This window comes from Shewanella sp. 125m-7, assembly GCF_052977045.1.
In genome coordinates this window covers 63787-90232 of the sequence record NZ_JBRILQ010000011.1, presented here as the reverse complement: position 1 = coordinate 90232, position 26446 = coordinate 63787, and the positions used below count along the sequence as shown (strand labels likewise).

At 44.6% G+C, this 26446-nt stretch carries 26 protein-coding genes; 16 read left to right on the top strand and 10 right to left on the bottom strand.

The window, feature by feature from the left end; genetic code table 11:
* Nucleotides 1-2 precede the first annotated feature (2 nt).
* Entirely contained in the window at nucleotides 3-2918 is a 2916-nt protein-coding gene (locus ACVBIL_RS07585; RefSeq protein ID WP_447166367.1) for a valine--tRNA ligase, read from the top strand.
* An 88-nt stretch (nucleotides 2919-3006) separates the two neighbouring features.
* Here the strand turns inward: ACVBIL_RS07585 and ACVBIL_RS07580 are convergent, their stop codons facing one another.
* On the bottom strand, nucleotides 3007-4728 hold the full coding sequence (locus tag ACVBIL_RS07580) for a methyl-accepting chemotaxis protein (RefSeq protein ID WP_447166366.1): 1722 nt from the start codon (nucleotides 4726-4728) through the stop codon (nucleotides 3007-3009).
* Between the two features lie 373 nt (nucleotides 4729-5101).
* Between ACVBIL_RS07580 and ACVBIL_RS07575 the strand changes: the two genes are divergently transcribed.
* A complete protein-coding gene (locus tag ACVBIL_RS07575; RefSeq protein WP_447166365.1) occupies nucleotides 5102-8062 on the top strand; it encodes an ImpA family metalloprotease in 2961 nt (986 codons plus the stop codon).
* 219 nt (nucleotides 8063-8281) lie between these two features.
* Here ACVBIL_RS07575 and amrS read toward each other — a convergent pair whose 3' ends face one another.
* The gene (gene amrS, locus ACVBIL_RS07570; RefSeq protein WP_447166364.1) at nucleotides 8282-9391 is read right to left on the bottom strand and encodes an AmmeMemoRadiSam system radical SAM enzyme; all 1110 of its coding nucleotides are present in this window, start codon (nucleotides 9389-9391) and stop codon (nucleotides 8282-8284) included.
* A 73-nt stretch (nucleotides 9392-9464) separates the two neighbouring features.
* Here amrS and amrB point away from each other — a divergent pair, with 73 nt between their 5' ends.
* The 4 genes from amrB to ACVBIL_RS07550 all read left to right on the top strand — a co-directional run bounded on the left by amrB (nucleotide 9465) and on the right by ACVBIL_RS07550 (nucleotide 11592).
* Nucleotides 9465-10301 (top strand): AmmeMemoRadiSam system protein B, encoded by an 837-nt coding sequence (amrB, locus tag ACVBIL_RS07565; RefSeq protein ID WP_447166363.1) that lies wholly within the window; start codon nucleotides 9465-9467, stop codon nucleotides 10299-10301.
* Nucleotides 10279-10866, top strand: coding sequence for an AmmeMemoRadiSam system protein A (gene amrA, locus ACVBIL_RS07560; protein ID WP_447166362.1), 588 nt, complete (start codon nucleotides 10279-10281; stop codon nucleotides 10864-10866). The genes amrB and amrA overlap by 23 nt, the downstream gene beginning before the upstream one ends.
* Nucleotides 10867-11017: 151 nt before the next feature.
* On the top strand, nucleotides 11018-11164 hold the full coding sequence (locus tag ACVBIL_RS07555; RefSeq protein ID WP_447166388.1) for a hypothetical protein: 147 nt from the start codon (nucleotides 11018-11020) through the stop codon (nucleotides 11162-11164).
* 260 nt (nucleotides 11165-11424) lie between these two features.
* Nucleotides 11425-11592, top strand: a complete 168-nt coding sequence (locus ACVBIL_RS07550; RefSeq protein ID WP_447160290.1) for a YqaE/Pmp3 family membrane protein — start codon at nucleotides 11425-11427, stop codon at nucleotides 11590-11592.
* A gap of 216 nt (nucleotides 11593-11808) precedes the next feature.
* Here ACVBIL_RS07550 and ACVBIL_RS07545 read toward each other — a convergent pair whose 3' ends face one another.
* A complete protein-coding gene (locus tag ACVBIL_RS07545; protein WP_447166361.1) occupies nucleotides 11809-12711 on the bottom strand; it encodes a LysR substrate-binding domain-containing protein in 903 nt (300 codons plus the stop codon).
* 107 nt (nucleotides 12712-12818) lie between these two features.
* Here ACVBIL_RS07545 and ACVBIL_RS07540 point away from each other — a divergent pair, with 107 nt between their 5' ends.
* The 3 genes from ACVBIL_RS07540 (at nucleotide 12819) to ACVBIL_RS07530 (ending at nucleotide 16042) form a co-directional block, all read left to right on the top strand.
* On the top strand, nucleotides 12819-13316 hold the full coding sequence (locus ACVBIL_RS07540; RefSeq protein WP_447166360.1) for a CidA/LrgA family protein: 498 nt from the start codon (nucleotides 12819-12821) through the stop codon (nucleotides 13314-13316).
* Complete coding sequence (locus tag ACVBIL_RS07535) at nucleotides 13313-14002, top strand: LrgB family protein (RefSeq protein ID WP_447166359.1); 690 nt, start codon at nucleotides 13313-13315, stop codon at nucleotides 14000-14002. The genes ACVBIL_RS07540 and ACVBIL_RS07535 overlap by 4 nt, the downstream gene beginning before the upstream one ends.
* A 507-nt stretch (nucleotides 14003-14509) precedes the next feature.
* Nucleotides 14510-16042 carry an MFS transporter gene (locus ACVBIL_RS07530; protein WP_447160286.1) on the top strand — a complete coding sequence of 511 codons (1533 nt, stop codon included), beginning with the start codon at nucleotides 14510-14512 and terminating at the stop codon, nucleotides 16040-16042.
* A gap of 115 nt (nucleotides 16043-16157) precedes the next feature.
* Here the strand turns inward: ACVBIL_RS07530 and ACVBIL_RS07525 are convergent, their stop codons facing one another.
* The 3 genes from ACVBIL_RS07525 to ACVBIL_RS07515 form a co-directional block, all read right to left on the bottom strand.
* Nucleotides 16158-16760 carry an acetate uptake transporter gene (locus ACVBIL_RS07525; protein ID WP_447160285.1) on the bottom strand — a complete coding sequence of 201 codons (603 nt, stop codon included), beginning with the start codon at nucleotides 16758-16760 and terminating at the stop codon, nucleotides 16158-16160.
* A 575-nt stretch (nucleotides 16761-17335) separates the two neighbouring features.
* Complete coding sequence (locus ACVBIL_RS07520; RefSeq protein WP_447166358.1) at nucleotides 17336-18040, bottom strand: pseudouridine synthase; 705 nt, start codon at nucleotides 18038-18040, stop codon at nucleotides 17336-17338.
* A 6-nt stretch (nucleotides 18041-18046) separates the two neighbouring features.
* The gene (locus tag ACVBIL_RS07515) at nucleotides 18047-18676 is read right to left on the bottom strand and encodes a helix-turn-helix transcriptional regulator (RefSeq protein WP_447166357.1); all 630 of its coding nucleotides are present in this window, start codon (nucleotides 18674-18676) and stop codon (nucleotides 18047-18049) included.
* A gap of 160 nt (nucleotides 18677-18836) precedes the next feature.
* Here ACVBIL_RS07515 and ACVBIL_RS07510 point away from each other — a divergent pair, with 160 nt between their 5' ends.
* Together ACVBIL_RS07510 and ACVBIL_RS07505 are read left to right on the top strand one after the other, a co-directional pair.
* Nucleotides 18837-19445 carry an NADPH-dependent FMN reductase gene (locus ACVBIL_RS07510; protein WP_447166356.1) on the top strand — a complete coding sequence of 203 codons (609 nt, stop codon included), beginning with the start codon at nucleotides 18837-18839 and terminating at the stop codon, nucleotides 19443-19445.
* A gap of 39 nt (nucleotides 19446-19484) precedes the next feature.
* Nucleotides 19485-19904: a VOC family protein gene (locus ACVBIL_RS07505; protein WP_447166355.1), complete on the top strand. Its 420-nt coding sequence runs from the start codon at nucleotides 19485-19487 to the stop codon at nucleotides 19902-19904.
* An 89-nt stretch (nucleotides 19905-19993) separates the two neighbouring features.
* Here the strand turns inward: ACVBIL_RS07505 and ACVBIL_RS07500 are convergent, their stop codons facing one another.
* Together ACVBIL_RS07500 and ACVBIL_RS07495 are read right to left on the bottom strand one after the other, a co-directional pair.
* The gene (locus ACVBIL_RS07500) at nucleotides 19994-20746 is read right to left on the bottom strand and encodes an SDR family oxidoreductase (RefSeq protein ID WP_447166387.1); all 753 of its coding nucleotides are present in this window, start codon (nucleotides 20744-20746) and stop codon (nucleotides 19994-19996) included.
* A gap of 120 nt (nucleotides 20747-20866) precedes the next feature.
* Nucleotides 20867-21112: a hypothetical protein gene (locus ACVBIL_RS07495; RefSeq protein ID WP_447166354.1), complete on the bottom strand. Its 246-nt coding sequence runs from the start codon at nucleotides 21110-21112 to the stop codon at nucleotides 20867-20869.
* A gap of 634 nt (nucleotides 21113-21746) precedes the next feature.
* Here ACVBIL_RS07495 and ACVBIL_RS07490 point away from each other — a divergent pair.
* The gene (locus ACVBIL_RS07490; protein ID WP_447166353.1) at nucleotides 21747-22631 is read left to right on the top strand and encodes a universal stress protein; all 885 of its coding nucleotides are present in this window, start codon (nucleotides 21747-21749) and stop codon (nucleotides 22629-22631) included.
* A 13-nt stretch (nucleotides 22632-22644) separates the two neighbouring features.
* On the opposite strand, the gene ACVBIL_RS07485 is transcribed toward ACVBIL_RS07490, so the two are convergent.
* The gene (locus tag ACVBIL_RS07485) at nucleotides 22645-22980 is read right to left on the bottom strand and encodes a DUF1971 domain-containing protein (RefSeq protein ID WP_447166352.1); all 336 of its coding nucleotides are present in this window, start codon (nucleotides 22978-22980) and stop codon (nucleotides 22645-22647) included.
* 136 nt (nucleotides 22981-23116) lie between these two features.
* On the opposite strand from ACVBIL_RS07485, the gene ACVBIL_RS07480 reads away from it, so the two are divergent.
* The gene (locus ACVBIL_RS07480; protein ID WP_447166351.1) at nucleotides 23117-23614 is read left to right on the top strand and encodes a YcxB family protein; all 498 of its coding nucleotides are present in this window, start codon (nucleotides 23117-23119) and stop codon (nucleotides 23612-23614) included.
* 22 nt (nucleotides 23615-23636) lie between these two features.
* Here the strand turns inward: ACVBIL_RS07480 and ACVBIL_RS07475 are convergent, their stop codons facing one another.
* Entirely contained in the window at nucleotides 23637-24173 is a 537-nt protein-coding gene (locus ACVBIL_RS07475; RefSeq protein ID WP_447166350.1) for a GNAT family N-acetyltransferase, read from the bottom strand.
* A gap of 249 nt (nucleotides 24174-24422) precedes the next feature.
* Here ACVBIL_RS07475 and ACVBIL_RS07470 point away from each other — a divergent pair, with 249 nt between their 5' ends.
* Genes ACVBIL_RS07470 through ACVBIL_RS07460 form a run of 3 tightly spaced genes read left to right on the top strand, consistent with a single transcriptional unit; the run spans nucleotide 24423 to nucleotide 26436 of the window.
* On the top strand, nucleotides 24423-25301 hold the full coding sequence (locus ACVBIL_RS07470; RefSeq protein ID WP_447166349.1) for a MipA/OmpV family protein: 879 nt from the start codon (nucleotides 24423-24425) through the stop codon (nucleotides 25299-25301).
* Between the two features lie 56 nt (nucleotides 25302-25357).
* Nucleotides 25358-25723, top strand: coding sequence for a DUF3019 domain-containing protein (locus tag ACVBIL_RS07465; RefSeq protein ID WP_447166348.1), 366 nt, complete (start codon nucleotides 25358-25360; stop codon nucleotides 25721-25723).
* Nucleotides 25723-26436: a response regulator gene (locus ACVBIL_RS07460; RefSeq protein ID WP_447166347.1), complete on the top strand. Its 714-nt coding sequence runs from the start codon at nucleotides 25723-25725 to the stop codon at nucleotides 26434-26436. The genes ACVBIL_RS07465 and ACVBIL_RS07460 overlap by 1 nt, the downstream gene beginning before the upstream one ends.
* Nucleotides 26437-26446 lie beyond the last annotated feature (10 nt).

The following is a 26446-nucleotide window of genomic DNA, read 5'->3' as shown; positions in this document are numbered from 1 at the left end:
TCATGGAAAAAACATATAACCCGCAGTCTATCGAACAGTCTCTTTACCAAAACTGGGAAGAGAAAGGTTACTTCAAGCCACACGGCGACGAGTCTCAAGGCAACTATTGCATCATGATCCCGCCACCAAACGTGACGGGTAGTTTGCATATGGGTCACGCCTTCCAAGATACCATCATGGATACGTTAACCCGTTACCAGCGTATGAAGGGTAAGAACACCCTTTGGCAGGTCGGTACAGACCACGCCGGTATTGCCACTCAAATGTTAGTTGAGCGTAAAGTTGCAGCCGAAGAAGGCTTGAACCGTCATGACCTAGGTCGTGAAAACTTTATCGATCGTATCTGGGATTGGAAAGAGCAATCAGGTGGCACCATCACTAAGCAGCTACGTCGCCTTGGCGCATCTGTTGATTGGGACCGTGAACGTTTTACTATGGACGAAGGCATGTCTGAAGCGGTACAAGAAGTATTTGTACGCCTTTACGAAGATGACCTAATCTACCGCGGTAAGCGCCTAGTGAACTGGGATCCAGCCCTGCACACCGCTATCTCTGACTTAGAAGTTGAGAACAAAGAAAAGCAAGGCAGCATGTGGCACTTCCGCTACCCGCTAGCTGATGGCGCCTTGACTAGCGATGGTAAAGACTACCTAGAAGTAGCAACGACTCGCCCTGAAACCATGCTGGGTGATAGTGCAGTTGCGGTTCATCCAGACGATGAGCGTTATCAATCGCTAATTGGCAAATTCATTTTACTGCCAATCGTCAACCGTCTTATCCCAATTGTTGCTGATGATTACGTCGATATTGAATTTGGTACAGGTTGTGTAAAAATCACTCCTGCGCACGACTTTAACGATTATGAAGTCGGTAAGCGTCATGAATTGCCGATGTATAACATCTTGACCTTTGATGCCGCTATTCGTTCAAGCGCTGAAGTGGTTAACACCGATGGTACCGCTAACACCGATTTAGACAACAGCTTGCCAGAGCGCTATGCAGGTCTTGACCGTTTTAAAGCACGTACTGCCATTGTTGAAGAGTTTGAAACGCTTGGTCTACTGGGCAAAATTAATCCTCACGGATTGAAAGTGCCATACGGTGACCGCTCTGGTGTGGTAATCGAGCCATTACTAACAGATCAATGGTACGTTGCTGTTGCTCCTATGGCTAAAACTGCGATGGAAGCCGTTGAAAATGGCGACATCAAGTTTGTACCACAGCAATACGAAAACATGTACAACTCTTGGATGCGCGACATTCAAGACTGGTGTATTTCACGTCAGCTTTGGTGGGGTCACCGTATCCCAGCTTGGTACGACGAAGCAGGCAAAGTGTATGTTGGCCGCGATGAAGCAGAAGTCCGTGCTAAGCACAGCCTTGATGACTCAGTAGTACTTCGCCAAGATAACGATGTACTGGATACTTGGTTCAGTTCAGCACTATGGACGTTCTCTACACTAGGCTGGCCAAAAGATACTGCCGAGCTAAAAGCTTTCCACCCAACTGATGTATTGGTTACTGGCTTTGACATCATTTTCTTCTGGGTTGCTCGTATGATCATGATGACCATGCATTTCATCAAAGATGAAAACGGCAAACCACAGGTTCCGTTCAAAACAGTATATGTGACAGGCCTTATCCGTGATGAAGCCGGTAACAAGATGTCAAAATCTAAGGGTAACGTACTTGACCCATTAGACATGATTGACGGTATCGACCTTGAGTCATTAGTGACTAAGCGTACTGGCAACATGATGCAGCCACAGCTTGCCGCTAAGATTGAAAAGAGCACGCGTAAAGAGTTTAGCGAAGGTATCGAGCCGCATGGTACTGACGCACTGCGCTTTACACTAGCGTCTATGGCATCGACTGGCCGTGACATTAACTGGGACATGAAGCGCCTAGACGGTTACCGCAGCTTCTGTAACAAGATCTGGAACGCATCACGCTACGTGTTAATGAACACCGAAGTGCAAGCTGAAGGCGCGAGCGATGATGCTGTTGGCGAAGCGCTAGATTGCGGTCAAATTCTGGTTGATGGCAAGCCAGGCGCAATGGAGCTATCGATTGCCGATCGCTGGATTATCGGTCTGTTCAATGAAACCGTTAAAGCCTACGACGAGCACATGGCAAACTATCGTTTCGATCTTGCCGCTAACACCATTTACGAGTTCACTTGGAACCAGTTCTGTGACTGGTACTTAGAGTTAACTAAACCTGTTATGCAAAGTGGTACTGAGGCTCAGCTTCGTGGCACACGCCATACGTTGGTTAACGTACTTGAGCAAATGCAGCGTCTGATGCACCCAATCATGCCTTACTTAACTGAGACTATTTGGAAGCGTGTTCAGCCATTAGCGGGTGTTGAGGGTGACACATTGATGTTGGCTGCCTTCCCTGAGTATCAAGCTGACAAAGTAGATGCTGCAGCGATGGAAGATTTAGAGTGGGTTAAGCAAGTGATCACTGCGGTACGTAACATCCGCGCTGAGCTTAACATCGCGCCATCTAAACCACTTAATGCATTGCTACGTGGCGTGAGCAACAAAGACAGAGCGCGTCTTGAAGCGAACCAGATATTCTTCACTACACTGGCAAGACTTGAGACTATCACTATTATGTCTGAAGATGATGTTGCGCCGATGTCCACCACTCAGCTGATTGGCGATATGGAGCTATTGATCCCAATGGCAGGCTTAATCGATGTGGCGAAAGAAGTCGCGCGTATCGACAAGTTACTTGAGAAAGCAGCCGCTGAATTTGCGCGTATCGAAGGTAAGTTATCTAACCAAGGTTTCGTGGCCAAAGCGCCTGCTGCCGTGATTGAAAAAGAGCGTGCTAAGCAAGCTGAATATCAACGCGATATGGACAAGCTTACTGAACAGAAAGCTGAACTGGCTAAGCTAGAAGGCTAATTCGAAAAGCTACAAATAGCGTTAAAATAGAAAAAGGGCTGTCATCGACAGCCCTTTTTGTTAGCTAAAATCTAATACTTCAACAAAATCACACTCGGTAGTAAGCAATCTCTTGCTGCATAGATTCAGCAAGCTGGGCAAGCTCATGGGTCGCGGCCTGCGTTTGCTCTGCACCTGCTGCTGTTTGGTCTGAGATATCGCTAATATTAATAATATTGCGACTGATCTCTTCGGTCACTAAGCTCTGCTCTTCAGACGCGGTCGCTATCTGAGTATTTAAGCCATTAATTTGCTCAATACTCGTCATAATTTGTTGAAGCGCATCACCTGCTTGTTGGGACTTATCCACGCTCAGCTTAGCTTGCTCTGTACCGCGCTCCATCATCAACATCGAGTCACGGGCGCCCTGTTGTAGATGTTGGATCATCTTTTGAATTTCCTCTGTCGAGTCTTGAGTGCGTTTAGCCAGCGAACGTACTTCATCTGCTACAACGGCAAAACCTCGCCCCTGCTCTCCAGCCCTAGCCGCCTCAATTGCCGCATTTAAGGCCAGTAAGTTGGTTTGCTGCGAGATCCCTTGAATAACATCTACAACAGAGCCAATTTCATCAGACGACTTAGACAATAGCTTCATCGCTTCTGTCGCCCCATCCATCTCTGTTGATAGGGTTTCAATCACTGCGATGCTCTCCGCCACGACTTGCTGGCCATGATGAGCAGCGCTATTGGCTTCTGTTGACGTCATAGCTGCAGCCTCGGCGCTTTGTGCAACTTCTCGCACCGTTGCAGAGAACTGATGAATCGCGGCAGCGATTTGCTGAGTTTGCTGCTGCTGGTCAATCACATTGCGCTGAGTCTGAGTCGATACCACAGAGTTTTCTTCGGCTGCACTGGCTAAGCGAGCTGTCGACTCATGGGTATTTTGTACCGCATGCTGAAATCGTGCGGCAATTTGATTCACATAAGCAGCAATATGCGCAAACTCATCCTCGCCACCTATCTCAATACGCTTGGTTAAATCACCATTGGCAATATCGATAGCCGTTGTTTCCAGCTCCGTCATCGCCTTGCCCATACGACGAACAATAAGTGATGAGCTAATCGTTATAACCAAGATACAAACCGTCGAGAAAACAGCCACCAGCAAGAGATAAATACGCATATCTTCATTAAAGCGATTGAAACTCTGCTGCCCCTCAACAACCTGCATGTCTAAGAAAGACTGCGCCTCTGCGGTGATGTTCTTAAACAGTGGGTTAATCTGTGTCAGCAACACCCTATTGGCGGCTTCATACTCGCCTAGTTCTAAGGCATCTATTGTTGGGTTAAACCCCTGCACAACCACTTTATCAAGCAGAGCCTTTAATCGGATAGCTTGCTGGCGCTCTTCATTATCTAATGTCGCACTTAAGATCTCATTATCGATAATATTGTGCAGCTGCTCGATAGCCGCTTGTGCCTGGCTAATGTGTAACGTCAGTGCGTGATTGTGCATTTCTGAAAATTTACTACTTGGATCATGTTGAAATGCCAATAAAAGCTCACTTCGAGCAGTAGCAAGTTCATTAAGCACCTGTCCAGCGTGAATACTATGCTGCATACCTTCGGCATACAGCTTTTCTATCGAATCGCCTGCATCTTGCATACCAGAAATCCCCTTATACCCTAGGAATAGGAAAGAAATCACGGTCAAAAATACAATCAGTTTTAGTTGAAAACGTACTGATTTAAATGCTGAAACAACATTCGCCTGCGAGTGATTCGATTGGCGAAGGTCTTCTCGGTCTAGCTGTTCGATTAATACAGACATACAGTTCCCTAGTCTCCGGGGTTGCCTTACTGAAATATAAAAAATGCTCGATTTAACTACCGACTCATTGCATCTAACAATATCGAGTCGGCAAGCAGCATAGAGTAAAAGCGACAATTTAATACCTGAAAATCAATCGATTGTATAAATAGTTGACGTGGGTCACAGCCCAAGCGAGTCGTAGAATTGGCGATAAAGCTAATAATGCAAAACACTTATTTAGCCAATACTAACTCAGTGACTAATGTCAATTTGATGACAACGCCAAAAAACCGCCTTACACATTGTTTTATATACCTATTTAAAAAATAACCATTGCTTTAAACATGAAACAAATTCAAGATGTAAACAAATTGCATAGAGTGTAAATAAAATGAAGCATTTACTTGTATCGAGTTGTTTATTATTAGGCTTATCGGCCTGTGGCGGATCAGATGATTCAACCAGTGATAATGGCGGCGTAATACCACCCTTAGCTCAAGCTCCCGCTATTGAGCTCGGCGATACCGTAACGGCATGGAATGATTCGCTGATAAACCTCACCGCTGATGTCAATATTTATGCCACTGGCGCTAATACATTTAGCTGGCAGCAAGTATCAGGACCCGAAGTCACATTACAAAACGCGACACTCGAAGGCGTAACTATTAATGCCAAAGAACTAATACAAGATAGCAGCATTACCCTCAGCCTTACGGTTACAGATAGCAGTAACCAAAGTGCTAGCGAGCAGATAACGATTCAGCTCAATGATAAAATCAGCGCGGCGATGAAAAGCGGCGATGCCAGTATTGCCGACGCAATGTCACCACAAATAATCAAGCGCGCCCTGAGTCACATTCAGCAGTACCGCTTAGACGGCGATACACTGCTAAAAAGCATCTACCAAAATGATAGCCTTCAATACGATCAAGGCCGTCACTCACAAATGATCCAGCTTGCAGGTGCAGAACATGCCTATCCGCAAAATAAGGCTTATGCCATTGTTACGGGTAATAAAGGCCTGACCTTCGCAGCCACCAATGACAAGTCTGGTCAACGTAATGCTGCATTCGGCACCGATATTATTTCGAGCATGCAGCAAGGTCATAACGCTAGTTTTGAACCTAGCTTTAAGCGCTTATTAGGCTGGATGCTCAAGCAAGATGAAACTGCACTGCTAGAGCCACAACAAGTACGTCTGTTTCTCATGAGCGGCAATACGGTCAGCCGCATCAATAGCTGGATTAGCGAACACTACCCTAATTGGCAGGTACAAACCTGTAGCGATGAAACCACGCTTAGCAGTTGCTTAGCCGAGGCGCAGTTGGTGATAACCGGCTCTTCAGAGCTATTTCCAATCAAAACTGTTGAGCCACTGATTGCTCAAATTCAACAGGCGACACAACCACTGCTCTATGTGCACCTACATAGCTGGAATAGTGTTCCCTTAACCCAAACCGTACTGAACCCTATGGGCTTTAGCATGCAAGGTTCTGGCGGGCCTGGTAACTATTTTGCTCAAGATAAAGCCGACTGGTCATCTGCCACCGCGATGCTCGACAGCTTCAGCGCGCTAGATAAAGAACAATTATGGTTAAGCCTATTTGATAGCCAACAAGTCGATTTTAACCTTGCCAATTGTGCAACGAGTTGCGATGCCAGATTTAACGATCATTATCGGCCAGCGCTCGGTACTATTCGCAGTAATATCCAAGCGATAGAAACCAGTAAACGTGATATTTTCAATCAGCCTGACTACTCTCTCTACAAGCTGCTTATCTTACTTGGTGATAACTATCGCCAAGCGATTCAATACCCGATGGATGTGACGACGACCGATAGCTTGAATTACCTTAAAGCCTATTACGCCGATCATAGCGTTTATAACTTCCGCGATATTAATGCTGTACCAAAGGACTTAGGCAACTTTAGTCGCACCGACTTTAGCCAAATCAGCGCTGTAGATCAGCATGTGAGTTTAAGCAGTAAAAAAGGTTTCCGCTCTGCTGGCGTTTACGCCCTACCGGGCCAAACGGTAAGCGTGACGCGAAGTGATAACAGTCAAGTCCGCACCTGGGTATTTATTAATACTCTGCGCTCAGGTTCAACCCATGAGTTTGCCAGCAACGGCTACAACCGCCCTAAATTATTGCAATCGACCCATATTGAAGTTAAGGCCGGTGAAACCATTAAGTTTACCAGTCCTTATGGCGGACCGATGCAGGTGCGTTTTGACCAAACTGACTTAGCCACTGAATTTAGCTTTAAGCAAGTAGGCCTTCATCCATACTGGCGCACAGGCATGGACGGCAACAAGTTCATGCAAGATTTAGCGGCAAATCAATATGATTGGAGTGAGCTGGCAACAGAGCATTTTGAGGTGCATTCCAAACTCGATAAGATGCAAAATACCCTAAGCCACGAGCCTCTGTGGAATACCCCAGAAAAAATGGCAACCGCCATCATGACCCAGGTCCATAACTACCCTCACTTGTTAGCGGGATTCAAAGGGCCGTTTATCGACGAGGTTGCAGAGATCAGTGAGTTTGCCACCAGCCAGGGCTGGCAAGTCGATACTATTGATACTGTAAAACATATGAATGCCGACCAAGCCACCTGCGGGGCGGGCTGCTCTGGCAACCCTTATGATGCGAGCTGGTCATTTAGCCCAACTGGTCACGGCGATATCCATGAGCTAGGGCATGGGCTTGAAAAAGGACGTTTACGTTTTGATGGTCATGATAGCCATTCAACCACCAATCCTTACTCCTATTACACCAAGTCACGCGCCTATACCGAGCTAGGTAAGTTGCCTTCTTGCCAAGGTCTCAACATTGATGATGAGTTTGCAGTATTACAACAAAGCATGAATCAAGCAGACCCATTCGCTTATATGCAAGAGGCTAAGCTAACAAGCTGGTCAAATGGCATGGCAACCATGCTGCAGATGATGGTTGCTGCGCAAAAACACGGTGCGCTGGAAAATGGCTGGCATCTGCTCGCAAGACTACACATTTTATTGCGTGAATTTGAACGTGCTAAAGGCTCTGAAGAGCTATGGCAACAAAAGCGCGGCCAGCTAGGGTTCAGCCAATATGGCCAAGGTGCCGCACAAAACATCTCAAATAATGACTTTTTGATGGTGGCGATGAGCTACTCCACTCAGCTAGATTATCGTGAGCTTTATCAAATGTGGGGGCTGGCGACGACACAAGCGGCCAAAGATCAGGTCGCTGGATTTAACTTTAGTGTTATCGACAGGAATGTATATGTCTATAACCCGGGGGATTACTGCCTAAGCTTAGATCTTCAAGCCGTAGCCGTTGATGGCAAACAACCTTGGCCACTTTAAGCCCTGTAATCCAGTCTATTGAGTCAGTAGCGATTGAGTAAGTCACGATTGAGTAAGTAGCGATCGAAAAAGCAGTCATTCAATCGTCAATCAATTTCAAGCCATAAGCCATCTTATTCCAAGGTGGCTTTTTTATCGTGGATGATCTGATGATTGCTCTATTTTAGGATGTGAGCTTCACTCTTAGCTTGTCAGTAAAATTTAACGTTCCCCAAAAACTCAATCAATCGAAATAGGGATCCTACGTCGGCCGAAATGCTCTGGTGGACCATCGAAGTGCCCTGGGATTTGGTAGCCACAATAGTCACACTGACCACGATTATCTAAGTGGTACTCTCCAAGTTCATACCAGTCTCTAGCAATCAGCAATTTCTTACAGTTAGGACAGTAACTACTGCCGCCACTAGGGTCGTGAATATTACCGGTATAGACAAACTTTAACCCTTGATTAAGCGCTATCTCTCGCGCCCGTAGCAAGCTGGAGGCGGGTGTTGCCGGTTTATCCCGCATATGAAAGTCGGGGTGAAAGGCGCTGAAATGCAGCGGTACATCTGAGCCTAAGTTATCACTTATCCATCGACACTGGCGCTCTAACTCTTTGCTGGAGTCATTTTCATCAGGGATCAATAAAGTCGTGAGCTCAAACCAAACCTGAGTCTCATGCCGCAAATAAAGCAAGGTGTCGAGTACATCACTTAAGTGACCACCGCAGATCTTATGATAAAAGCCCTCAGTAAAACCTTTAAGATCGACATTCGCTGCATCCATATAGTTAAAAAACTCGACTCTGGGTTGTGGGCAGATATAACCCGCAGTAACAGCAACGGCATTGATCCCAAGCTCATGGCAAGCCTTTGCAACATCAATGGCATATTCATGAAAGATCACCGGGTCATTGTAAGTAAATGCAATACTCTTGCAGCCCATGCGCTTGGCCGTCGTTGCCAAGTCTACGGGCATGGCTTTTGCGCCTAAGGTATCGAACTCTCTCGATTTACTGATATCCCAATTCTGGCAAAATTTACAACTAAGGTTGCAACCAGCGGTGCCAAATGAAAGTACCGAGCTGCCGGGATAAAAATGATTTAGCGGCTTTTTCTCAATCGGGTCGATACAAAAACCACTGGAGCGGCCATAACTGGTGAGCTTGATCTGGTTATCTATGTTTTGCCGGATAAAACAGACTCCACGCTTGCCCTCTCTAAGCTGGCAATGACGAGGACAGAGGTCACACTGCACCCGCCCGTCATCAAGCCTGTGCCAGTACTGAGTCTCTACCGTGTAAATATCGTTTATATCCGTTGAAAGGACGCTGTGATTTTTAGCCATAAATAGGTCCACAAGGCGTAATGTCAGTGTTCTATACTTAAAGCCTAGTTTAAAATCTTGAGCTAACCCAACTATGTTCGACTCATTCGATTCGATTCGCCCAGCTGCGGTAGCAGGCCTATTTTACCCAGCCTCAGCCACTGAGCTAAGAGAGATACTTAATAGCTACTTAGCCCATGCAAAATCAAGCCTAGTGGCTCAACATTTTAGCAAGCATATGCTCGGCAGTGCTCAAGTGTCGCCAAAGGTTATCATAGTGCCTCATGCGGGCTATATCTATTCAGGTCTAGTTGCAGCCCATGCCTATGCCTTAATTCAGTCGATGGCTGCTTTCATAAAAAAGGTGGTGTTAATTGGACCCGCCCATACTGTGTACCTACAGGGAGGCGCACTGCCACAAAACCACTATTTTGAAACCCCACTAGGCAAAATAGCGATTGATCGCGACAGTGTAGAGATGTTGGCAGAGCATCAACTCATTAGCGTTTCAGATCTTCCCCACCTTCGAGAGCACAGCCTAGAAGTACAACTGCCCTTTTTGCAGCATTGCCTTAATCAATTTGAATTGATCCCTATGTTAATCGGCGAATGCGACCCCCAGCGTATGACTGAAGTGTTAGAGCATTTATGGGGAGGCGAGGAAACCTTAGTCGTCGTTAGCAGCGATTTAAGCCACTTTCATCAATATGATGAAGCGGTTCGCCTCGATAAGATGACTTGCCAGAACATCTTAAAAGGGCAGGAAATGATTTTACCCGAGCAAGCCTGTGGCTACTCAAGTCTTAACGCTATGTTCCCACAACTTATGCGTCACCAGCTATGCTTAACTCAGCTAAGTTACCAAAACTCTGGCGATACAGCTGGAGACAAAAATCGAGTAGTCGGCTATGCCAGCTTTGCCACAGATTAAGCTGACCCTAGCCCACAAGCGCGAGCTGTTAGCTGTAGCCCGTGACACCCTAAATCAGGCATTTATAGCCCCAAATGCCAAGATGAAACCAGCACAGCTCAGTGATTCAATTAACCAACTTAAGTTAGGTTGCTTCGTAACGCTGACCTTAGATGGTGAGCTCAAAGGATGCATTGGCTGTATCGTCCCAGACCGCCCACTTGCAGAGCTTATTCCCGCGATGACTAAGAGTAGTGCTTTTAATGATCACCGCTTTCCCCCTCTAGCTAAGTCGCAACTAGCCGCTCTTTGCATCGAAATATCACTGCTATCAGAGATGAAACAGATTAAGGTCGGTGACCAAAAGCAACTGCAGAGTTACCTTAAAGATGAGCCGTTGGGATTAGTACTGAGTGAAGCAGAGAGAAGTGCGGTATTTCTGCCTCAAGTTTGGCAGCAATTATCCACCCCAAAAGAATTTATTGAGGCGCTAAAAGTAAAAGGCGGTTGGAGTAGAGACTATTGGTCAGCAGATATGAAAGTAGAGGTCTTTAGCGTGACTCACTTTAGTGAGCAGCAGCTGTAAAGCTGCCTCAAGTTTGGCTGCAATAACCCACTCCCAAAGAATTTATTGAGGCGCTAAAAGTAAAAGGCGGTTGGAGTAGAGACTATTGGTCAGCAGAGATGAAAGTAGAGGTCTTTAGCGTGACTCACTTTAGTGAGCAGCAGCTGTAAAGCTGCCTCAAGTTTGGCAGCAATTATCCACCCCAAAAGAATTTATTGAGGCGCTAAAAGTAAAAGGCGGTTGGAGTAGAGACTATTGGTCAGCAGAGATGAAAGTAGAGGTCTTTAGCGTGACTCACTTTAGTGAGCAGCAGCTGTAAAGCTGCCATTGTACTAAGTTGTTAGAGCAAGAATATGGCTAACCTAAACTTTACTTCCCCCTAAGACTGAGTCATTTTCATGCTCAAAAACTTGAATCATTTTCAACTAATAAACAAGCACGACATAGACAATGCTCGAGCATTTTACTTCAGCTGAAAACTATATTAAGTTTAAGCTATACCTTTACTAAGAACGCAATAGTTCGCCTTGCAACATGCCGAAAAGTAAAGAATTGATACTCAAATAAGGGAATGACATCATGGATACCAACAAGCTGTTACTCATCATTATCGCGATTTTATTGCCGCCATTGGCAGTATTTTTAAAAAACGGTGCGGGTAAAGACTTATTAATCAACATTATTCTCTGCCTGCTTTTCTTCGTTCCTGGTTTATTACACGCTCTGTGGGTCGTCACTAAGTCGTGATCTAGCGAGTATTAGCAGCCTGGTATTAGTCGCTTATTTTTAGAAAGACTGTCACTCGCTATATGCTTGCTAAGTAACCTCGGCTACTGACTCGCCTATAAACGCGCAAAGCCTAGTCTCTAATGAACTAGGCTTTTTGTTTTCCAGTGCAAACATTGGCGGGTTCGAACGGGGTTAGTACCGATATTTGCTACATTCTACTTATTCTGCAAATAGTTATTTCAACATCGCCGTCTGCTCTAGCTGCTGCTTAACCAGTTCTATCATCGCCTTCGCAGCAAAAGACAAGTTTTGCTGCTTACGCCAAAAAAGTGATAACTCCCACCTTAGATCTTGAGCCGCTAGCGGGACATTCACTACCGCGTCGACCCGATAGCGCTCTGCAATAATTTGCGGTAGCAGCATAATTCCGGTTCCCGCCGCCACCAACGCAATACCAAAGTCAGCATGGCTGACACGAGTGATCTCGGCTGGTACAAAACCAGATTTATCACAAGCATTTAAAATCAATTCATAAAGTGCATATTCAGGTTCAAACATCACTTGTGCCAGAGACTGTAAATCTTTTAGCTGCAGTTGTTGTTTATCCGCTAACGCATGGGTTTTCGGGATGACAACAACCATAGGATCGTTACGGATCCTTAGTCCATCAAACTCGCCGTCAAATTCAATGATCCCGGTTGCCAGCTCAATTTCACCTTTTTGAAGTGCTAGTGTTTGCTCTATACCACCTCGCACCAGTAACTGCATATCGACTTTAGGATATTGCAGCCTAAATTTTGCGATAACGGGGGCAAATAGTTCAGCACTCCCCAGCGGAGCTAGACCGAGCTTCAAACTACCACCCGTTAAATTACGTAGCGAATCAAGCTCACTGAGCAACGATTGCCGACCAGCGAGTAATAGCTGCGCATGCCGATAAACGACTTCACCTGCCGCGGTTAGCTTAATTTGTGTGCCCCGCTTACCACGCTCTAACAGCACCATATCCAGCTCTTCCTCAAGCACTCTTATTGCCTTTGAAAGTGCGGGTTGAGTCAAAAATGCAGTACGGCTTGCTTTCGCAAACCCACCAGAATCGACGACTTGCGTAAAATAGTGCAGGGTTTTAAGATCCATTTAGATAACCTAAATTGATAGATTCCATTCTTAATATTCATTTTTTCTATCAATTAAGCAAGCGTAAACTAAGCATCAATCCTCAAAGCCCTAGTTTGGAATTCACCATGGCAACTTTTGCCAAGCCCCGTCATAAAAATGTTAAGCATATCGCTTTAGGCGCCTCACAGATGATCGCACAAATCGTTGCTTTGTGTTTATTGGCCTGGGCCTGCCAAGTATTAGCACAGAAAATTAACTCCCCTATTCCCGGCAGCGTAATTGGTTTAGGTATTTTATTGCTGCTACTGGCCAGTAAGCTGGTGCCAGAAAAAAGTGTCAACATGGGAGCCTCGTGGCTTATAGGCGACCTGCTGCTGTTTTTCATTCCCCCGGTAGTTGCTGTTATTAAGTATGAAGCTTTGCTTGAACATTATGGCTTAGTGCTTATTAGCTCAATGCTAGTCGCCAGCACTTGCGTGCTTTTGGGCACCGCATTTACCGTCGATAGATTATTTAAATTTGAGCGCAAACAGCACTTAAAAAAACACTTAGCCTCTTCAAAAGCGCAAGTCATACCGCTACACCCTGTCGATTTACCCCATGAGAAAAGGAAGGCTGCGTGAATCATTCTGCTATAGGAGTATTTTGCTTGGTCTTAACATTGGCGGGTTATTACGCCAGTAAAGCCCTCTACCGCCGTCAACGTAAAGTCTGGTGTGCGCCCATTATTATCGCCCCTATCGTTATTTTGTTGGTGGTAATAAGTTTAAACATTAGTGTTAACGATTACTTCAGCTATACCCACTGGTTAGCGGCGCTGCTTGCTCCTGCAACTATCGCCTTTGCACTACCTATTTACCGCGAACGTCAGTTAATTAAGCAGTATCCACTGACCTTAAGTTTAGGTGTTGTGACCGGTTTATTATTAGGCTTGGGGTCCTCCTGGCTAGTCGCTCGCTTAACTAACATGCCAGCCGAGTTATCTCATAGTCTAATGGTACGCTCAGTCTCAACCCCCTTTGCTATCGAAGCCACTGGTGCCTTTGGTGGTGTGCCTGAACTCACCGCTATGCTAGTGCTACTGACAGGCATCATGGGCATGCTCATTTGTGAGCCTTTATTTAAAGTCGCTAACATTCGCAGCTCGGTTGCTAAAGGCGTCGCATTAGGTGCTTCCGCCCACGGAGCCGGCGCCGCTAAGGCCAGTGAATTAGGCCGTCAAGAAGGGGTTATTGCAAGCCTGACCATGATATTTACAGGGATTGCGATGGTATTAAGCGCCCCACTCTTTGCCCGATTACTCAGCTAACAATTAATATTTATGCCCCCTTAGGAGTAATGCTGATCACTTAAGGAAGTGACTCAAAGAAAATTTGATGACTTCGAAAGATAAGAATTGACCACGAAGGACACAAAGAGCACGCAAAAAAGCCACCCCGATATTTTTCTTTTCTTCGTGTCCTCTGTGTCGCAAACGAAGTGAGCGCTTCGTGGTTTATCGCTTTTAACGCATAGAGCCCAGTTTGTGCTGGGTTCTATGTTTTTTGTTTTGAATCTGGTTTGGGCTTAACTTACCAGCATTACTCCCATACGAGTGTGTTTCCCTCACAAAAACGCACTAGTGTTTAAAACATCAGTTACGCCTCACAACAATAACGCATTGGTGTTTGCAACCAAATTAGGTAAAGTGTCGCATGCAATTACAAGCTCGCAGCGTTTTGGCAAAGATTCACACGCTCTACAAACCCAAAACCAACACAATTAAGAATATATACATAATAACGATTAAATAATTAAAACATTTGAAGGGATAGCTATGAGTGATTCGAACGATGCTTATGCAGATAACGACCTAAGGGAAGTTAAGCAGCTGGGTATGTGGGCCTCTATTGCCAGCTTAAGTTACATTTTCTGGATTGTCGGCGGCATGGAGCTCGTTGAGCGAATCGCCTATTACGGCGTTAAAGCCAGTGCTGGCCTCTACGCCAAAGCCCCAGTATCAGAAGGTGGCTTAGGCATTAGCCTCAGTGATTATGGTGTCATTATTGCTCTGTGGGCATTTATGCAGACCTTTGTACCTGTCTTTACTGGCGGGATTTCGGACCGTGTCGGCTATAAAGAAACGATTTTTGCTTCCACCCTCATCAAAATTGCTGGCTACTTAGTCATGGCGTTTTTCCCAAGCTTTTATGGTTTCTTATTTGGTGCCATCTTGCTTGCTGCCGGTACTGGTATATTTAAGCCTGGGATCCAAGGCACATTAGTCTTATCCACGGGTAGACAAAACACCTCGATGGCATGGGGTATATTCTATCAGGTCGTTAATATTGGTGGCTTCCTCGGCCCACTGGTTGCTGTGCATATGCGTCAGCTATCTTGGGATAACGTATTTTATGCCTGCGCTGCAATCATCTCGTTTAACTTCCTGTTCTTATTTGCTTATAAAGAGCCCGGAAAAGAAGAGCGTTTAGAACGTAACCGTAAAATTAAATCGGGTGAGATTAAGCAAGAAGCGCTCTGGCGCGATGCTTTACACGAGCTAAAAAAGCCTATCGTTATCTACTATATGTTGGTATTTGCGGGTTTCTGGTTCCTGTTTAACTCACTGTTCGATGTTCTACCTATTCACATTTCTGAGTGGGTCGATACCAGTGTAATTGTGACCTCGCTATTTGGTCCAGAAGGGACCTCTAATGGCTTCTTCCAATTCTGGCTAGGGCTTGATAATACCGGAACTAAGGTGATGCCAGAGGGCATGCTAAACCTAAATGCCGGCATGATCATGACCAGCTGTTTCTTGGTCGCTGCTTTAACCGCTAAATACCGTATCACTACAGCTATGCTCGCTGGCTGCTTGTTGAGTATTTTGGCGTTCGTATTGATTGGCGCTACCAACGCGGCATGGATGATTGTGCTTGCGATTGCGATGTTCTCATTCGGTGAAATGATGATCAGCCCAAAGAAAAACGAGTTTATGGGTAACATTGCACCGGAAGGTAAAAAAGCCATGTACTTAGGCTTTGTTATGTTACCGCAGGGTATTGGCTGGACGCTTGAAGGTTACTTTGGTCCTAAGCTCTACGAGATGTATGCATCGAAGGAGGTTTTTTCCCGCGAACTATTGGCCGAACGTGGCATGAGCGCTGCAGATATTAGCGCGATCCCACAGGGTGAAGCTTTTACAACTTTGGTTAGCTACACCGGCGAGAGTGCACAAGCACTGACAACGCTTTTATATAACACCCATGATATAGGTATGGCTTGGTATATCATTGCCGCAATCGGTAGCATCTCAGCGATTGGTATTTACCTTTACGGTAAGTGGTTGTTTAAGCTTCAGCAGCGTTAAGCAATGTACTGTTACTAAGTATGAAATAAAAAGCAGAGACAAAAAAAGCTGACTTCGGTCAGCTTTTTTTTCGCTTTAAATTTCACATTATCGGAGATAGATGATAATGGGTAACTTAAGCGGCTTGCTTTTCTGCAGCAGGCTCATATGCAGCAACTGCAACTGGACCAACAGGTAAAATAACGCGGCCAAACTCAGCATTTAATACTTGTGCCATAGCAAAGTAAATCGCGCTTAAACCACAGAAGATACCTTCGTAGCCAGCGATAGTGCCGATTAACTCACTACCCGTGAAATCGCGTGCCGCTAGTAGGAAGAACAAAATCGTTAATGATGCAAAAACAACTTGCTTAGCACGTGGGTAACGTAGTGAGCCCACAAAAAGTGCTGCCGTGAACAGACCCCATAGGCCTAAGTACCAACCCATAAAGCTAGCTGGGCTTGCTTCTGCTAGGCCCATTTTAGGCATAACGATTAAGCCAACCAAAGTTAACCAAAATAGACCATATGATGTAAATGCTGTTGTACCGAAAGTATCACCACGCTTAAAGCACATGATACCAACGATAACTTGAGCGATACCGCCATAGAAGATCCCCATCGCGAGGATCATTGAATCTATTGGGAAGAAGCCTGCGTTATGGATGTTCAGTAAAACAGTAGTCATACCAAAGCCCATTAGGCCTAGTGGAGCTGGGTTAGCTAGTTGTGTCGACATTAAGTTCCCCTACAGGAAGTAGTCAATAAATATATGCGCATCGCTAAATGCGAATATGAAATTAAGTTAATTTGAGCGCGCGCATTCTAGTCGAAGCGATAGGGACGAGCAAATCGGCTCACTGAGGTAGGGGAAACCAAGGGAATAGAAATAAACAAAGCATATTTGTAATTAATCAATATGTTAGCAACAGAATAAGCGCGTTAGCGTGGGGGCAAAACAAGAGCGAGACATTGATCACGAAAAACACCTCAAATTAGACGTCAAACCCACTTATTCGACTTTAGCACATTAGCAACTGATGAAATTCATAGAGGAAAAGTGCTGAAAAATTGCACCAGCTCACAAACTAAAAAAATGGCCTTCTTTTTGACAAAAAGGGCCCTTGGGTTAGGATGTTTGGCACATTTTAGCTAAATGTGCCCAGCCGCTCGACCTTTCATTAGCCTTATACCGTTGCCTCAACGGTATAAGTGACAGTATTCAGAGCACTGCTCCAGTAATACATTGAGCATAAAAATGCTTAAGCTCAAAGCCGTGAATGACTGCTGTGAATAGCTGTTGTACAGGGCTTATTAAGCGATCTGAATTTCGGTAATTGATAGGTCTCTGCTTTCACCTGCTGCTAATTGCGAGTCAAGCACGATGGCGCCAACAGATAGTCGATGCAAACCGATAACGGGGTTTCGAAAACGACCAAACATACGTTTAATTTGATGATAACGCCCCTCAACCAGAGTTACTAATGCAGTATGCTCATCGACTATCTCAAGCTTAGCCGGTTGAGTGGTGATACCTTCAAATTCAAAGTACATCCCATTCGCGAAGCCAGCGATATAAGATTCATCGATAGGATTTTGCAGGGTCACTCGGTACAGTTTGCCAACCTTATGTTCAGGTGACATCAGCTTTTTAGACCAGCGGCCATCATTAGTCAGCAGCAGTAAACCAGAGGTATTGAGATCTAAGCGGCCAACAATGTGCAAGCTGTGTTTATCTTCTCTGTCCAGCAGATCAATCACCGTTTTATGCTTATCATCAACAGTCGCGCTGACCACACCTACAGGCTTATATAGCATGACATAACTTGGCTGACTTGCCTGCAGTACCTGACCATCAAGACACACATGTGAGAACTCATCGATAATCAAATCGATATCTCGTGCCACCTGACCATCTACCAGCACTTGGCCTTTAGCCAGCAGCAACCTAACATGTTTTTTATTAATTCCTGTTTTGACGCTAATAAACCTATCTAGCCGTGCGCGTTTCGATTCCATAAAGCCCTACTTAACAGCGGTGGCTGGCACCACTTTATAGGCGCAGCGACGTGCGCCCTCAATGATGTGCTCTTCTCTACTCACTATGGCGTCATCGTGCAGTAAGGTCTGAAATAGCTGCAATTCAGAGCGACAAAAATTAAGACAGGCCGATGCCGCAGCGCAAATGGGGCAGTGATTCTCAAGCAGCCAATAACAGCCGTCACTATGCTCAAGGGTCGCCATATAACCTTCGTCGGTTCTTAATTTAGCTAAGGCCTGCAATTTTGACTCTAAATCTGAACTCGCAGCGAGTGTTGTTTGATACAGTGCCAGCGACATTTGCTCTCGATGGGCGATCAATTGCTCTAAGCCTTGATCGCCAAAGATAGTTTTCACTGAATCTATTAGCTGCACCGTGAGTTCTTCATGTCTATCGGAAAAGTGGCTATTGCTCTTAGGGGTTAATGCCCAATAACGCGTAGGTCTGCCACGAGTCGCTTTTCTATCTTCAAAAACAACGTCTCGGTTCTCTTCAAGAGCCTGTAAATGCTGACGCACGCCCATCGTCGTGAGCCCAAGTTCAGTGGCGATCACCTTCGCGGTCAATTGCCCCTGGGTTTTCAACATCTGCAGAATTTTATCGCTGGTTTTCATTCTATCCCCTACTGCGAAGCTCAATGACTAACGATTGCTACCGAGCCGTTACTAGCTGCCATTATTACTGAATAGAAAGTTAAGTAAACTTTTTTGTTTACTTTATTTTGTAAAGCGATTACTTTACTTAAAACTTAAATAAACAAAAAGGTTTACTTAAATGGAATTAGTCATTGTTAGTGCCAGCCAGAGAACGCCGTCACAAAGTGCAAAAGTTGCCCGCTACCTTAGTCAGCAAGCGGGGGAATTTAGCCGAGTCAATCACATAGAGCTTTGCCAATATCAGTTACCTTTTTGGGATGGCGCTGTCGATACAAAGTTCGCCGCTGGCAGTCGCTGGCCTTTAATTTCTCAGCAAGTAAAGAAAGCCGATGCCTTAGTGTTAATCACCCCAGAGTGGGGCGGCATGGCTTCACCTTTGATGAAGAACTTTTTGTTGATGTGTGACAACCAAGACACGGCGCATAAACCAGCATTACTGGTTGCCGTTGTCAGCGGAATAAGCGGTGCCTACCCAATTGCGGAGTTAAGAATGAATGCGTTGAAGAACAACAAACTGGTGGCAACGCCTGATCATTTAATCATTCGTAATGTAGAAGATGTACTCAATAGCACCACTCCAGATAATGAGCGAGAATTACATTTACGCGAACGTATCGACTACAGTTTGCATATGCTTACTCAATACAGCGAAGCCTTGAAAGCGGTGCGTTTAAATCATTGCAACGCACCTTACCCTAAGCAACAAGAATACAGTTACGGCATGTAACTAAAAGCCAATATAAAATATCAACACAAGGAGTCAATTATGATGCGTTTAGAGCACTTAAATTTAGTGGTCAGAGATATCCCAAAGACATTGGAGTTTTACCAAGCTATATTTCCACACTGGCAAGTGCGGGGCGGCGGAAAGTCGAGCTGGCATAGCGTAGAGCGCAACTGGGTGCACTTTGGGGACGACTATCAATACCTAACCTTTAACGATGATGGTAATGAAGACAACCGCAACTTAAGCGGACATCAAGTTGGCTTGGCCCACTTTGCATATGTTACTGACGATCTCGATGGAGTGATTGAACGCCTCAAAGCGATTGGGCATCCGGTCGATAAATCTGGAGCCGATGATCTCTATCGACGTAATGTGTACTTTATCGACCCTGATGGCTATGAAGTGGAGTTTGTTGAATATCTCACTGACATTCCGACACTGCGTAATCGTTATGAATAATATCGGCAGGGAATTAGCCGCTATGGATAAAGGCTGTGATACCTAAAGCACTTTACCTATGACCACAAACTGTAAGTCGATGAGCCTGATCAACTCATTTTTCTTATCCAGCGACTTGGAATAATCCGCAGTAACCAGTGCAGCAACGCCCAAGGCCAGCTTGGTACAAAGCTATTAGGCTTTTCAGCCTCGATAGCACTGACCATTGCTTTGCAACCAACGTGAGTATCGACAATAAAAGGGACGTTTTCGACGTGCTCATTTATTTCACTGCGGATAAAGCCTGGATGAATACAACTGACCTTAATTGGCGTATGCATCACATCGATCCGAATCCCCTCAGTTAACGACGTGACAGCAGCTTTTGTCGCCGCATAAACCGTCATCGCTCGCCTAAAACCACGCACAGCGCTAACCGAAGAGATGGTAACTAGGTGACCCGCATTTTGTTGACGAAAGATGCCCATGGCCGCTTCAGCTTGGGCAAGTAAAGCCACAAAGTTTGTTTCTGCCGTTTGCTTATTAGCGTCGAAGTACCCGGTACCAATTGCAGCGCCCTTCCCCATACCTGCATTGAGGATGATTCTGTCTAGCAGGCCAAACTCTGACTTAAATTGATTGAACACCTCAAATACATCTTGATGCTGATTAACATCAAGCGCTTTAATCGAAACCTTAATGCTCGGATTTATCTGCAATAGCTCCTGTTTTAGGGTTTCTAAGCGATCAACTCGACGTGCACATAAAGCCAAGTCTCGACCCATCTTGGCAAACTCAATTGCCATGCCTCGCCCCAGCCCAGAACTGGCACCTGTGATTAATATCGTTTGACGTTTTGTCATCATGATTTGTTACCATCCATAGCCAATATACAAAGCCAATCTCTAACCTAAGCTACTGCTCAGCGCCATGAATGTAAACTTAGATGGTAACGACAGGGCTAAAGTGACAGCTTCAATAACTCAAGCCACCCAGATAGCGAGTGCCAATACTCCGATATAAAAAGCGAATCCCACCAGAAAAGGTTTATCCGTTTCTGAGCCACCGGTTATTTTTGGCCGAGATAGAAATCTTGCCGGAGAAAGCGGATAGTTAATTCTTCCACAGCTGAACAAGTAGAGTACTAACGCTCCGGTGAAATAGAACACAAAAGACAGGACAAAGTCCCAAACAACCCAAAATAGTACTTCAGCGGCTAGTGCAAACATTTTGCTCTTCTTAGCAATAGTTGGTAAGCGTTTTGTTATGTTTAACCCTGTTATACCCAAGTTACCTCAAGGTGCAGGATTCAGAGTGATCTCAGCGTGTTTAATTCAAGGAAAATGAGTGCTGGAATGGCATTCCCTTTTAAACTTATTTGACACAGAAGTAGATACGCTGAGTCACTCCCGAAGGGCGAGTTTTATTGGCTTCTACTCTGCGTTGCCGATTTTTAACGTAGAGCGACTATGCTTACAAATCTGCGCCTTGATTAGCAGCCAATAAATTCTCGCTGAAACGAGCATCTTGAAGTAGCTTGGGTATATATCCAGCTATACGCCTTCCTTGTAGGCAACAAAACCTTAATACCGAAGCAAGTTAATGTCAGGTTAAGGATTGTTAATAAGAATCATAAGCACTTTCTGTTCGTAAATTTTATTAACATATGAAAAACGCAACCCCACGAAAATAGCTAAATCAACGGCTTAAAATTCTGTAGACCGGAATGCACTTACAAACGCCGCTTTAAGCGTGATTTAGTATTAGCAAACCCTAGTGTTTACGGGGTTATGAGCTAAATTTACAAGATTATGGATAAGCGTTTGACAGCAAGGGAATGTAAGGCTAATGGAGTACTTGCCCATGATTGCGTACCACCACACACTAACGGTAATAGATAATGATTCACTGGCACAATGTGCACTAAATAAGGCATTACAACTGGCTAAAAAAACCCAAGCAAAAGTCACAGTACTAAAAATAGAAAGACCTTATAACAATATACTGAGTCGCCTAGGACTCATCCCGAAGAGCGCACTCGACCCTATGCTATTTGTCAAAAAACTATTGACTAAATATCAACGACTCGGCGTTGACGTTGAGATAAAAGGCATTAAGAATCTCAAAGACCATGTCGCAATATTAAACGAAGCACAAATCGGTCATTACGATTTAATCGTGGTCAATAACAAACACCATAACCCGATTACCAGCGAGTTCATTCCCAGTTGTGAAGATCATCTATTAAGAGATTGCGAACAGGCGGTCATGATAGTGGGTAATAAAATATGGCAGAAAAATGGTCATATTCTCACCGCACTAGAAACGGCAAACTCTGATATTGAACACAGCAATTTAAATCAGTGTTTACTCGATGTAACCCAGCAACTCGCATCACTTTTAGATAGCGACATCCACATACTCAACTGCTATCAAAACGAAAACTGGAACATGTCAGTTGCGAAGAAAAAACACCAGTTAACAGAAGACGAGCAAAAAAAACAGCACTGGGCGCGCTTACTCAGTAATGCAAAAAACTATCATCTCACTAAGGATCAGCTTCACCTAGAGCAAGGGTTGGCCGATCATATTATCCCCGCCGTAGCCCACCAATGTAACGTTAATCTATTAGTCATTGGCGCTGGCGAGCATCATGGTTTAATCAGCGAGCTTAAAGGTCACACCTCATCCGTCATCGTCGATCAGTTAAAATGCGATCTTTTGGCTATCAAGCCACAAATACACTGATTACATTAGATATTCAATCCCGTTCAGATAGATTTTGAGCCACTATATCGGAATCTTTTTGTGCCCAAAAATCGACTCGAAAGCGTGTCTCATCGCTAAGAAACTCGACTTTATGCCAGTACTGAGGCGGAGATATGCCTATATCCCCTTCTTTTAATAGGAGTTCTCGCTCAACCTCTCCGCGTCTATCGGTAAAGCCATAAAACTTAAGCTCACCACCTAACACATGGATTTGACCATAAACCCCAGCCTTAGTGTTATGTAGATGAAGAAACATCTTCGGCACGGTATCGCGCGCAAATATCGGAGTTGATTTATAGTTAACGTAATCAGCAGGGATCTTAGTCATAATTCATCCTAATTTGTTAAAGCAAAATTAATACAGTTTAAGCTCAAGTTAAGCGACTATAGGCAAACTAATACCTATAATGACCCGCTATATATCTATAGTAAATAAAAAGCACTTGCTGCAATGATGAGAATCGATGAACCAAGAATACAACTACACCACACAATATACGCTAGATAAAAGCCACTTTAGCGAATGCTACGATGAATCCGTTGTCGTCGACACCTCAGTGCGTGCCTATCGCAAGGCAATTATCTTTGCTCTAGTGGGTACCGCCCTAATGTTAACCAATATCAATGGTTACGCCTCATGGTTTCTTATTGCCTTAGGCGCGCTAGAAGCCTTAAGTGTGCGGTTTAGAAAACCTTGGTGGTTAATGCGCCAAATGATGAGTAAAGCGGCTAACAATGAAGTGACCTTAACAATCGATGAATCTGGTGTTACTAATGATTCTTTCTATGTTCAGGGCACTATTTTGTGGCAGGACGTAGCCAATATCACCGAAACTACACAGGGCTTTTTACTAAAGCACTCTAAGGGAGTTAGCTACCTTTCAAAGCGCAGCCTAGATGAACAGGCTACGCAATTTGTTATGAGTCAGGGAGCAAAAAAGGGCCTTCAGCACCCCTCTTAACAGCAATATACTAAAGTCGCGGCTAATCTCTAATATTCGCCATCAGAAATGCGTCTATGTACTCTCCATTGCGAAAAGCATATTCACGCATTTCCCCCTCTATCACAAAGCCATGCTTTTTATAGAGGCCGATGGCTAAATGATTGTCAGTATAGACTTCAAGCTCTATTCGCCTTACCGCTAGCCAGTTTTGCGCAAGTGATGTCATAGCTTCCAATAACGCAGAGCCAACTCCAATACCTCGATAAGCTTCATCTACCGCCATACCGATATTAGCAACATGCTTACGCCTTGGGTTACTAAATACCTCCATACCAATTTGACCAACAATATCTCCGTTTCTGCTGGCCACTAAGCTAGTACAGTTATCCGGAAGCTCCATCAAACGTTTTTGCCACTTATGTAGCGATGGAAAAGGATGCTGTAGCGTGCCAGCATAGCAACTTGGTTGGCTGTAGAGTTGGCTGATACCATCAATATCAGCATCAAGGCTGTGACGAATATCAATATCTGTCAAAATTGTTTTCGCCCTTTCTAACGGGACCCGTTCACCAGTCATGCCTATCTCCATTTTATAAAACTACGTCAGCAAGACTAACTTTCGTCAAAACCGCTTACATGTCAACACCTAAGCGCAAACCGTCTCATTACTTTATTCATAAGTGCACCACCACACCCCATAACAACTGCTTAATTTTAAACCTGTATCAGTTTGCAACAAATATCTTATCCTCCATGCTGCATCTTGGAATAGATGATACCCTATAGCTTCATTTGTTAATTTTGTAATCAAGAGTCAATATTTTAGATGCCATACTTATTAGCACTTCTGCTTACTTTAAGCTTGTATTCGGGAGCCACTTTCGCATCAGCTCCAACAAGCTGCGATAACAATACCGACTGCATCGAAGTCGGTCGCTGGGATCTGGGTTTTGCCTTAGGCTATGGTAATAAATCTAATCCACTTAAAGACTATAAAGACATTCCACTCTATGTCGTTCCTACGATTGCCTACTATGGTGATAGCTGGTTCTTCGACAATGGTAATATTGGCTATACCGTAACTGAAGGTGAAAACTACACCGTCAATTTGATCACCACTTTTAGTAACGACAGTGCTTATTTCCACCGTTGGGATCCTTCTAATATTTTCTTACTCTCAAGTGGAAGTGCTAGTCAAGGTTCAGCCTCATCAATGGTTTCAGCTTTAAATACGCGGCAGACACCAGAACCGGTAATTGGCGATCTAGAAAAGCGAAACTTTACATATCTTGGCGGAGCAGAGGCTTTTATTTACACCCGATTTGGTATAGTGCATGCCACCGTCGCTCATGACATACTAGATGTCCATGGTGGCCTAGAGTCTAAATTAAGGTGGTTTTACAATATTCCCTTAGACAGGTGGAATGTTGAATTTGCTGCTGTATTAGACTGGAAAAGTAAAGAGGTGGTTGATTATTACTACGGCGTTAGACCGAGTGAAAGCCTCTACTGGAACCAAGAGTATCAAGCGGAGTCTGCATTGAATAAGAGTATCGAATTTACAGGGCAATATGTATTAACTGAAAATTGGAATTTACTCTTAGTTGCGCGCTATACCGATATCGCTGATGAGATTGTCGATAGCCCCCTTTTAGTTAAAGATTACTCCACCACCTATTTTGTTGGCGCGGCGTACAGGTTTTAATTAACGTGCTTTCAAAATTGAAACTAATATATTTTTGTGTGTTTATAAGCTCGCTAATGAGCTCTGTTGCCGTCGCAAAAAATAGCGCCCAAGAGCCAATGACGAATCTCAGCCTATCGCCAGAGCTTTGTATCACTTCAGCCAATGAAGAAACCTGCAATATTGAGGTCACGCTAGAATGGAAGATGTTAAAAAACAGAACAGTTTGCATCATTTCAGACTACAAAGAACTAAAGAAATGGTGCAACCCTTCACCTGCCATTCACTCTTTGAGCATCAATATCAGTGCTGACCGTGATATTCAGTTCGTGATGATAGACAAAGATACCCACGAAACACTTGCAGGTGTAAAATTGAAAGTTACACCCGCTTCTTCGCCTCAAGTTAGGCGACGATATCGAAACCCATGGAGTTTATTCTAATGACCAGCTCTCAATCTACGCATAGAGTATTATTAGTCGAAGATGATATTCGTTTAGCCAACTTGATTGTCGATTTCCTAAAGTCACATGGCATGCATGTCGAAGTAGAGCGCAGAGGCGATACCGTACTTACCCGCCTAATTAACTATAAACCAGACATCATTTTACTGGATATCATGCTACCAGGCATGGATGGCCTCACCTTATGTGAAAAGCTGCCAGACTACTTTGCCGGTCCGATCTTACTGATGAGCGCCTTAGGCTCAAATGAAGATCAAATTAAGGGGCTAGAACTCGGCGCTGATGATTATGTTGTAAAGCCAGTCGATCCTGCGCTACTGGTTGCACGCATTAATAATTTACTGCGTCGCCAAGCTAAACCACCGCAAGTTGAATCTCACTGCCTAAGTTTTGGCAAATTAAGCATCGACCCACATACTCAAGCAATCCGCCTCGGCGAAACTGAAGTTGATCTAACCAGCCATGAATTTGAGTTGTTGTGGTTGCTAGCTTCACAAGCTGGTCAAGTGATGAGCCGTCAATATATCTATCAATACCTACTTAATATTGATTTTGACGGTAAAGACAGAAAAATTGATGTGCGTATATCACGCCTAAGAAAGAAGCTTGGCGATAATATTGAGACACCATTTAGAATTAAAACGGTGTGGGGCCAAGGTTACTTATTTGCGCCTGAAGCATGGAATAACTAAGTCTGCTAAT